Annotated in this window: 12 protein-coding genes; 7 read left to right on the forward strand and 5 right to left on the reverse strand. The window is 71.4% G+C overall.

The window, feature by feature from the left end; all coding sequences use genetic code 11:
• Positions 1–292: 292 nt before the first annotated feature.
• Entirely contained in the window at positions 293–502 is a 210-nt protein-coding gene (locus ABZ070_RS32925; RefSeq protein WP_356639306.1) for a helix-turn-helix domain-containing protein, read from the reverse strand.
• A gap of 108 nt (positions 503–610) precedes the next feature.
• On the opposite strand from ABZ070_RS32925, the gene ABZ070_RS32930 reads away from it, so the two are divergent.
• The 3 genes from ABZ070_RS32930 to ABZ070_RS32940 all read left to right on the forward strand — a co-directional run bounded on the left by ABZ070_RS32930 (position 611) and on the right by ABZ070_RS32940 (position 1,692).
• Positions 611–736, forward strand: a complete 126-nt coding sequence (locus ABZ070_RS32930; RefSeq protein ID WP_356639307.1) for a hypothetical protein — start codon at positions 611–613, stop codon at positions 734–736.
• A 38-nt stretch (positions 737–774) separates the two neighbouring features.
• Positions 775–1,089, forward strand: a complete 315-nt coding sequence (gene mihF / locus ABZ070_RS32935; RefSeq protein ID WP_356639309.1) for an integration host factor, actinobacterial type — start codon at positions 775–777, stop codon at positions 1,087–1,089.
• An 81-nt stretch (positions 1,090–1,170) separates the two neighbouring features.
• Positions 1,171–1,692 carry a hypothetical protein gene (locus ABZ070_RS32940; RefSeq protein WP_356639311.1) on the forward strand — a complete coding sequence of 174 codons (522 nt, stop codon included), beginning with the start codon at positions 1,171–1,173 and terminating at the stop codon, positions 1,690–1,692.
• Between the two features lie 17 nt (positions 1,693–1,709).
• On the opposite strand, the gene ABZ070_RS32945 is transcribed toward ABZ070_RS32940, so the two are convergent.
• Positions 1,710–2,234 carry a hypothetical protein gene (locus tag ABZ070_RS32945; RefSeq protein WP_356639313.1) on the reverse strand — a complete coding sequence of 175 codons (525 nt, stop codon included), beginning with the start codon at positions 2,232–2,234 and terminating at the stop codon, positions 1,710–1,712.
• A 375-nt stretch (positions 2,235–2,609) separates the two neighbouring features.
• The gene (locus ABZ070_RS32950; RefSeq protein ID WP_356639327.1) at positions 2,610–2,834 is read right to left on the reverse strand and encodes a hypothetical protein; all 225 of its coding nucleotides are present in this window, start codon (positions 2,832–2,834) and stop codon (positions 2,610–2,612) included.
• Between the two features lie 170 nt (positions 2,835–3,004).
• Here ABZ070_RS32950 and ABZ070_RS32955 point away from each other — a divergent pair, with 170 nt between their 5' ends.
• The 4 genes from ABZ070_RS32955 to ABZ070_RS32970 all read left to right on the forward strand — a co-directional run bounded on the left by ABZ070_RS32955 (position 3,005) and on the right by ABZ070_RS32970 (position 5,656).
• On the forward strand, positions 3,005–3,271 hold the full coding sequence (locus ABZ070_RS32955; protein WP_356639325.1) for a single-stranded DNA-binding protein: 267 nt from the start codon (positions 3,005–3,007) through the stop codon (positions 3,269–3,271).
• A gap of 101 nt (positions 3,272–3,372) precedes the next feature.
• Positions 3,373–4,008 (forward strand): ATP-binding cassette domain-containing protein, encoded by a 636-nt coding sequence (locus tag ABZ070_RS32960; protein WP_356639315.1) that lies wholly within the window; start codon positions 3,373–3,375, stop codon positions 4,006–4,008.
• Entirely contained in the window at positions 4,005–4,883 is an 879-nt protein-coding gene (locus ABZ070_RS32965; RefSeq protein ID WP_356639317.1) for a metal ABC transporter permease, read from the forward strand. Before ABZ070_RS32960 ends, ABZ070_RS32965 begins: the two co-directional genes overlap by 4 nt.
• Positions 4,832–5,656, forward strand: coding sequence for a zinc ABC transporter substrate-binding protein (locus ABZ070_RS32970; RefSeq protein WP_356639319.1), 825 nt, complete (start codon positions 4,832–4,834; stop codon positions 5,654–5,656). Before ABZ070_RS32965 ends, ABZ070_RS32970 begins: the two co-directional genes overlap by 52 nt.
• Before the next feature lie 84 nt (positions 5,657–5,740).
• Here ABZ070_RS32970 and ABZ070_RS32975 read toward each other — a convergent pair whose 3' ends face one another.
• Positions 5,741–7,408 (reverse strand): class I adenylate-forming enzyme family protein, encoded by a 1,668-nt coding sequence (locus ABZ070_RS32975; protein WP_356639321.1) that lies wholly within the window; start codon positions 7,406–7,408, stop codon positions 5,741–5,743.
• Positions 7,405–9,104, reverse strand: a 1,700-nt coding sequence (locus ABZ070_RS32980; RefSeq protein WP_356639323.1) for a CoA transferase, incomplete at its 5' end; no start/stop codon positions are given. The genes ABZ070_RS32975 and ABZ070_RS32980, both read right to left, overlap by 4 nt.

The following is a 9,104-nucleotide window of genomic DNA, read 5'->3' on the forward strand; positions in this document are numbered from 1 at the left end:
GCCGAAGCCCACGCTGATCATGCAGGTGGAGGCGGGGCAGATCGGCCGCCAGGGCGCCAACTCCGCCGGGATCGCCCTCAATGCCAACGGCCTCGACGAGCCGCTGACCAGTCTCGATGTTCTTGAGCTTGTCGTCGTCGATGTCGAAGCAGGCCCAGAACTCGGCACGCACCGCCTCCTGGTCGTCCTTACTGATCTTCGCGAGGACATTGCGGAGAGCCGATCTCGGTGGGCAGGGCCGCGCACGCGCCCGCGTCTTCCTCGACCACCACCGCTGACCCGGTCGCCACGGTCAGGAATCGGCGCTGCCCCGGTCTCCGCCCCGGGAACGGAAGGTGACCCCGGCATCCGCGAGCAGGCGGTGCACGCCGCCATAGGAGCGGCCCTTCTCCTCGGCCAGGGCCCAGATGCTCGTACCGGAGTCGTACTTCTTCTTCAGGTCCTGGGCGACCTTGGTCGCGGGTCCGTGCCGGGCGCGAGCCGGCGGAGCCTTGTTCGACATGGACGGATTCCTCCCTGAAAGGCGGCGGACGCTGCCATGATCGCGTGAGGCGGTGGTCGCGGCCACCGGTTCGGCGCAGGTGCTCGGACGAGAAGAAGGGGGCGGCTGGTGACGACCACGGACCCGGCTCAGTGGGAGGACCTGTTCGTCCGCGACGTCGACGAGCAGCCGGTGCAGTTCGGTCCGAGGACAGAATCCGTAAACACGCTGGTCTACCACTACGTGACAGGGTGATGATGGCCGCCGCAACACCGCACGAGAAGAGGTCCCCGATGGTACTGCCCACACTGACCGCCGAGGCCCGCGCCGAGGCACTGAAGAAGGCCGCCGCCGTCCGCAGGGAACGCGGCGAGATCCTCGCCCAGCTCAAGGACGGCAAGGTCTCCTTGAAGGATGTGCTCGCTCGCGAGGACTCCGTGGTCGGCAAGGTGTTCGTCCGCCGCCTGCTGGAGTCGCTGCCCGGCATCGGCAAGGTCCGCGCCGCCCAGCTCCTGGACGACCTCGAAATCTCCGAGAGCCGCCGCGTCCAGGGCCTCGGGCCCCGGCAGAAGGAACGCCTGCTCGAACTGTTCACGCCAGCGGCCTGACCAGCGACACCCTGTCGGCGCAGGCCCGGCTCCGGCAGGGTGGGAGCGATTCGCCGTGACGATCAACGGGAGGGAACGACGATGGCGTACGAGGACCGTACGTACCACGGCATCCAGGGAGCCGGAGGCGACGAGGACGAGTGGCAGCCCGCCCGGCTCCTGGTCGAGAGGCCCAAGCCCGGCCCCACCGAGCGCCAGAACGTGACCGTGCTGCGCGAGCTGAAGGCGAAGGACGAGGACGAGCTCGGCGGCGACGGCTGGGGCTACAACGGCGGCGGCACCAGCCGGGCCGCCGGCGCGATCCTCGCCGACGCCCTCGACCTCGGCACCCCGGAGAAGGACGGCCTGTCCATGAGCGAGTGGCCGCAGGACGACACCCTCGTGGCCTGCGCGAGGACTTCTGCGTCGACTTCCTCAGCCAGTTCGCCGACGAGTGGCGCCTGGGCCGTGTGCCGTGCTGCGCTGGGCCCGCGGCTGGTACCTCCAGCGCGGCATCAACGAGCTGCCCGAGGCCCTGCGGACCCTCCCGCCGCTCGTCGACCTCGACTGACTCGCACCGAAAGCCGTGGACCCCGGCGGTCGGCCGCCGGGGTCCACGCATGACCAGGGGTGGCTCTCAATCACGCAGGTCGCCATGGTCGGGTCGGCCTTGATCTGCTTCGAGCTGCGCACCGCGCCGAGCACCGCGGCCGGGAGCTCGTGCGGCCACTCGTCGGGCTCGCGACCATGGTCCGCCGGCCGACGGTGAGCACGGACATCAGCAGGTCCTTGTCGACCTGCTGCTGGAGCGCCTCGCACATCCCGCCCTCCCGCGGTGTGATGCCCGTTGCCTCCCGTACGGCCCGCTCGCAGTCCCGGGCCAGGTACAGGTGGGCGGTAGCGGACAGCGCCATCGTCAGGTTCATCGCCTCGTGCGCGAGCCCGTCGCAGATCCGGTTCCACGGCTGGCGGCCGTAGCCGCCTTCCTTGTAGTAGTCGATCGCGAGGGTGACTCCCTCCATCAGCTCCTTCACCTTGGGGGCGATCTCGCCCAGGAGCTTTTGGATCTGCTCGTCGTTCAGGTCGTTCAGCGGCGAAGCGCGAGCAAAGCGGGTCGCCGGCTCAACGAGCGGCGCCGCGCCCTCGACGTCTCGCGACCAGCTCATCGCGGGCGCCGGCCTCATCCTCGCCCCCGAGCTGCCACAGCCGCGGCGTGGCCGTGTCATGACCGACACCCCCCCGTCGTCGCCGACGCAGACGCCGCCGCCGAGGCGGGTCTCGCCCGAGTTGGGGGGGGCGGCGCCGAGGAACGTGATGGCCAGCACAGAATCCGGGCCCTGCGCCTGACGGCAGGCGACCACGCCCTGCTCGGTCAGGACCGGGTCCGTTGCAGGCCGCCCTGGTGCTTTTACCTCCGCCCAGGTCGCCTCCCTCCACGCAGCGACGGTCTGCTCGTCACGTTCGGCCGCGCGAAGCCGGACCTGCTGCACAAACGCATCCTGCTCACACCTGACCGATGGCGCAGTCCACCGACGTGGGGCTCAGGAGCGGCCCGAGATACCGGCAGCAGCCAGCAAGTTCCGGACCAGGTACGGCTCTTCACCTGCACGGGAGGCGATCACGGGGACGGATTCGCCCGAGCGGTACGCGGCCACGATGGCCGCACTCAGCCGCCGACGGGCCTCACGCACCGAGCGTTCCGCCGCACGCAGGCCTTCGGCCGCCTCCTCCAGCGTCCCCCGAGCGTCATCCTGATCCTGGCTCATGGGGTCATCGTGCCACCCGCCGAACCGGGCTCGATGGTCGGCAACCTCACCGCGGATGTGGCGTTGCGACACACCGCCTCCGGCCTGCCAGTCGCGTCCTTCACGGTCGCCTCAAACCCAGGACGTACAACCGCGACCGCGGTGAATGGGCCGACGGGGAACCGCTGTTCCTGCGCTGCTCGCTCTGGCGGCAGACAGGCGAGAACGCGACACAGTCCCTGTCCCGGGGCACCCGTGTGATCGTTACGGGGCGGCTGCGGCAGCGCACCTTTGACGACAAGGAAGGCGTCCGCCGCACCACCGTCGAGATCGACGCCGAGGACGTCGCGGTCTCCCTCACCTACGCCACCGCCCAGGTCACCAAGACCTACCGCGCCGCCCATCCCCCGGCAGCGGACGCGCCGTTGCGTCGTCGACCGCGCTGCCGGTCACGGTGACGGTGCCGCCACGTGCCGCAAGACTTCGCGAATTCGCCTGTTCGTCGGGAACTCACGGGCCTCCTCCTCCGACTCCTTTCGGGGAACGAGCAGGAGGTGGGATGGACGGTCTGGATGTGCGGATGCGTGAAGTCGCCTGCCGGCACGGCCGCGTCGAGGCCGTACGCGGTGTGGATCTCGACATCGGGGCGGGCGAGCGGGTGGCGCTGACCGGCACCAACGGGTCGGGCAAGACCACGCTGATCCGCGCGGTGCTGGGCCTGCACCGCCGGGCCGGCGGGCAGATCCTGGTCGGGGGCCGGGGCACGAGTTCGGCGGCCGAGTGGGCGTGGCGGCGTCGGGCGTGTGCCTGGATTCCGCAGAAGCCCGCGGTGGGCCGTTTCCCACTGCTGGCATACGAGCTGCTGGCCAGCAGCGGGGCACAGGCGGAAGCCGTGGAGGCAGCGGAGAAGCTGGGCGTCGGGGCGTTGACCCGACGGCCGCTGCACACGCTGTCCGGGGGCCAGTTGCAGCGCATGTATCTGGCCCGTGCGGTCGGCTGCGTCGCCGCCGGAGCCGGCGTGCTCCTGGCAGACGAGCCCACGGCCGCCCTCGACTTCGCCGGACAGGAAGAAGCCGCCGACGTCCTGCTGTCCCTGCCGGTGACCGTCGTGGTCGTCACGCACGACCGGGCGCTGGCCGACCGCTGCGACCGGGTACTGGAGATGGCCGCCGGCCGGCTGAGGGAGGTCCGGTGAATAGCCTCGCCGCCGCCGACCTCGGCCCGCTCCTCCAGCTTATACCCGTCCAACGGGCCGGCGCGGCTCTGCTGTTGGCGGCGATCGGCCTGCCCGTGATCGGCGTCGTCATCGTCGGGCTCGACATCATGCCGGTGCGGTTCGCGATGATGCACGTAGCCCTGCTGGGCATCGCGTTCGGGCTGCTGACCGGCCTGGACCCCATGCTGTGCGCGCTCGTCGCCTGCGCGCTGGCCGGGGCCGGGGTCGCGCCCCTCGCCCGCACGCCGGATGGCCTGTCCGGTGCGATGGGTTTGTTGATGAGTCTGGCGATCGCCGCCGCGCTGCTGCTCCTGGCCGTCTCCGGCGTCAATGCACAGGGCACGTTCGCGCTGCTGTGGGGCTCGATCCTGTCCGTGGGCACGGTCGACCTGTGGCTGCTCGGCGTGCTCGCCGTCGTCGTACCGGCCCTGTTCTGGTGGCGCCGCCGCGACCTCGCCCTCCTGCTCTACGACCGTGAACTCGCCCTCTCGGCCGGGGTGCGCGTCGACCTGCTCACGCTCCTGCTCCTCGTCCTGGTCGCGGTGTCCGTGGCCGGGGCCATCAAACTGACCGGTGCGCTGCTCGTCGACGCGCTGACCCTGCTGCCCGCGCTGGCCGCGCGGCGGCTGGGCACCTCCCTGAAGTCCATCACCGCCTGGGCGGTCGGCATTGGCGTCGTCGTGAACCTCACCGGGTTCCTCGTCGCGCTGAAGCTCGACTGGCCGCCCGGGCCCGTGCTCGTCCTGACGGCCGGCGTTGTGGTCCTGGCCGTCCATCTCATTCCCGAACGGAGAATCAGCTCATGGCGCGCATCCGCGTCCGCATCGCCCGTGTCCCTTCCGTCCTCGCACTGAGCCTGAGCACGGCGCTCGTCCTGACCGCCACCGCCTGCGGTTCCGGCAAGGCCGACAGCGCCGACACGCGCACGAGTGGGAAGAAGAACGGCGATGCTCCTGTCGTCGTGGCCACCACCACCTGGGAGGGCGCCTTGGCCAAGGCCGCCGGCGCGAAGGAGGTGAAGGTCATCGTCCCGTCGTCCGCGCAGCACGCCCCGGACTACGACCCCAAGCCGTCCGACCTCGCGGCGGTCGCGGGCGCCGACTTCGTGCTCTACGCGCCCTTCGAGCCATACGCGGCGAAGATCAAGGAGGCCGCCGGGTCGGACGCGAAGCTGGTCGAGGTCAATCTCGACAACGACGCCGACAAGGCGAGCGCCGAGGTCTCGCGCCTGGGCAAGCTGTTCGGGACCGAGGATGCCGCCGCGAAGTGGGACAGCTCCTTCAAGAGTGAGTACGGCACGCTGCAGAAGGAGCTGAAGGCCGCGTGGCCGGGCGGCAAGGCCCCGGCGGTCGTCGCGCAGGTCTTTTCCGTGTGGTCGGCGAAGATGACGGGTGCGCAGGTGGTGGGCACGTACGGTCCTGAGGCCGTGACCGCCAAGCAGCTGTCCGACCTGGCGAAGAAGAAGCCCGCGTACGTCTTCGACAACGTGCATATGACGACCGGCGAGGTGCTGCCCGACTCGGGGGCGAAGCAGGTGGAGATCGTCAACTATCCGGGCACGGACCTGGACCTGCTGGCGGTCTATAAGAACGCGGCGGACACGATCACGAAGGCGATGGCCTCTTGACCTCTTGACCTCTTGACCAAGGGTTCGTCCTGATACGAGTGCGGGGCCGCCGGGAGACTCCCGGCGGCCCCGCTCACGTACGGGTCAGATGGCCTGGGCGAGGGACTCCGGCTCCTGCTCGGTGCACCGCTCACGCAGCAGCGCCCGGTCCGGCTTGCCCGCCGGCGTCAGCGGCAACTCGGTGACGACAAGCAGCCGTTCGGGGTGCTTGCGCCGCTCCAGGCCACGTGCGTCCAAGTGTGCGCACAGTGCCTCCAGCGTGGGCGCCTCACCCCGCGGCACGATGCAGGCCGCGAGCCGCTCGCCCATCAGCGGATCCGGCACACCGACACACACCACGTCCCGGACGAGCGGATGCGCGGCGAGTTCGATCTCCACCTCGGCCGAGCTGATGTTGGCTCCGCCCCGGATGACGACGTCCTTCAGGCGCCCGACGATCCGCAGGGTGCCGTCCTCCTCAATGAGGCCGAGGTCGCCAGTGCGTACCCAGCCGTCGGCGGTGCGGTAGCGGGCGTCGAGTTCGGGGGCGGCGACGTAGCACAGGGGGGTCATAGGGCCGCGGGCGACGACCTCGCCGACCGAGCCCTTCGGTGCCTCCTGCAGTTCCAGGGTGCCGGGGACGGCGATACGTATGTCGGCGACGCGCGGGTCCGGCTGGCCCGCGAGGATGCCCGGCCCCTCCCCGCGCAGGGGTTTGTCGCCCAGCCCGGTGTGGCAGTTGACGCCATCGGCCGAGCCGTAGAGGTTCACGACCGGGCAACCGAAGACCCGGCGGGCTTCCTCGGCGGTGGCCTCGTCGAGCGGTGAGCCGCCGACGATGACCGCCGTCGGCGAAGTGAACGCGGGAGGGTGGCCCTCCGCGATCCGGTCCAGCATCATCCGGATCATGGTCGGCACGCCCAGGACGTGGGTGGGCTCGTGCTCGGCGAGCGCGTCCAGCGCCGCCTCGGGCGTGAAATGGTCCAGTAGAACCAGCGTGCCGCCGTGCCGGGCGAGGGTGACGGCGGTGCCGTTGCTGCCGAACGCGGAGGCCAGCGGGACAAGGAAGAGGCAGCGCGGCGGCTGGTCGTCCGGGATGAGGGAGGCGAGAAAGTTGCCGCGGCCGCCGGCCAGGGCATTGTGCGAGTACGCCACCATCTTCGGCTCGGCTTCGGAGCCGGAGGAGACCAGGATGCGAGCGGCGGCGTCCGGGGCAGGACGGACGGGGGTGAAGGACTTCGGGTCCGTGCGAAGCAGCGTCGAGAAGGCGACGGTGCCATCGGGGGCCGAACCGGGCCCGGCGGCGATCACGGTGCGAAGCGCGGGCAGCTCACCGGTCAGCGTGAGCAGGCCGGCGGCGTGGTGGTTGCCGCGGTGCTCCGTGGCCGCGATGACGGCGACCGCCTCCGCTCTACGTAGCAGCGAGGCCGCCTCGCTCTCGCCCCGGCCGACCGGGAAGGGCAGCGCGATGGCACCCAGCGCGGCCAGGGCGAGATCGGCGATGACAGCGTTGCGTCCGTTGGGCAGTTGTATGCCCACCACGTCACCGGCGCGTATGCCGAGTCCGGACAGCCCGGCGGCCAGACATCGCACCTTGCGGTCGAGAGCGGTGTAACAGAGTTTGCCCTTGGCGTCGAGGATGGCGGTGCGGTGCAGGTCGGCGATCTGACGGGAGCGGAAAAGGCTGTACAGATCGAGGTCGGGGCAGGTGCCGTCGAGGGCCCAGGAGCGGCGCAGCTCGGCGGGCAGCAGGTCGTGCAGTTTCACGGTCATGCGAAGCTCCAGGGAGTCGGGACGGCGGGCGCGCCGTGGGCGTCGCGGCTGATCGGGCCGGCAGAGAGGAGATCGGCGAGGTCGGTGACGACGGGGACGGCGGCAAGGCCGCGGTCGCGCATCCGCTCCAGCGCTTGGTCCGTGGACAGTTCGCTCAGGTTGTAGGGGATCGCGGAGTGGTCCGGGAGGGCGATCCAGCCGTCGGCGGTGCGCAGCGGGCGGCGGAAACCGGCAGGCTGGCGCGGGTCGAGTCCCTGCGCGGCCCGGGCCCGGGCGGGGGCGGTGAGGACGTCGGCGGCGCCGAGCAGGGACGAGTCCACGCGGACCCCGTGGCCGGTGCGCTCGCGCAGCAGCAGTCCCGCCAGGACGGCCTCGGCTCCGAGCAGTCCGCCGAGGACGTCGAGCAGGGTCATCAGGGACGGTGCGGGGGGTTCTTCGGCGGGCCGTACGGCCTCACCCACTCCGGTACGGGCCTGGACCATGAAGTCGGTGCCCATGGGGGCGTCGGCCAGCCGGCCCGCCCAGCCGCTGGTGTACGCGTAGACGAGGGCGCGGTTGGCCGCGGCCAGGTCCTCGTGGTCGAGTCCGAGCTCGGCGGCCTTGCCCGGCGCCCAGTTGTGCAGGAACACATCGGCGTCGGCGGCCATCTCGCGCAGCCGCTCCCGGTCGGAGGGGGACTTGATGTCCACCTCGACGGCCTTCTTGCCCCGGTTCAGCGCCAGCCACCGCGCCGAGATACCCGAACAGGCGGGCGGCATACCGCGCAACGGGTCACCGCCCGGCGGTTCGATCCGGATCACCTCCGCGCCCAGCAGGCCCAGCACGTGGGCGGCGAGCGGGGCCTGGATACGACGACCGGCTTCCAGGACGGTGAATCCCGCGAGGGGCAGACCGTCGGGCACTCGTGCAGCGGCGTACGTGGCCGCGTACGGGGTCAGCTGCCACGGCGGGGCCCCGTCGTACTCGGCCGCCCTGTCGCCGAGTGAGCGCAGCGGGCACACATCCGCGCCGGATGAGGCGGCGGCGTCCCGTATTCGCTGCCAGAGGCTGGCCCGCACCGCCTTGTGCAGCGTCTCCGGGAAGGGCGCACAGGCGGTGGCGTAGCGGAACTGGAAGGGCCGCCAGCCCCGGCGTATCGCCTCTTCGGGAGCGTCGAGGGCACGCCAGAACGCCGCCCACACCACCGGGTCCAGCGTCTCCAACTCGAAGACCGTACCGTCGATGGAGGTGAACGGCGGTCCGCCCGCGCCGAGTTCGGCGGCCTCGCCTTCCTCGGCCCCGGCGGCGGCCAGGTACTGCGAGACCGTCAGCAGACCGGCCCGCTCGGCACTCACCTCCACCTGCGCGATGCTCCCGCCCCCGCGTACCCCCGCCAGCAGCCCGGCCAGCAGGCCCTGCACGGCGAGGACACCGGTGGCGGTGGCGGCGTAGTCGACGGCGAGGCCGCGCGGGGTGCCGTCGCGTCGGCCGTGCACCGCCATGATGCCGGTGGCTGCCTGCGCGGTGGCCTCGTCGGTTGCCGTCTCGCCCCAGGTGGTGCCAGCAATCACCTCGCCCACGTCGCGCCCGGTGACGGTGAACCGCCCTCCCGAACCGCCGTCATGCCGGGCGCCGAGCAGCCGCAGATGCTCCGCGACCAGAGCGTCCGCCGCGCCCGGTGGACCTGACCCCTCAAAGCGGAGCCCGTCGAGCGGTC

Source organism: Streptomyces sp. NPDC006283 (genome assembly GCF_040613325.1).
GTDB lineage: Bacteria > Actinomycetota > Actinomycetes > Streptomycetales > Streptomycetaceae > Streptomyces.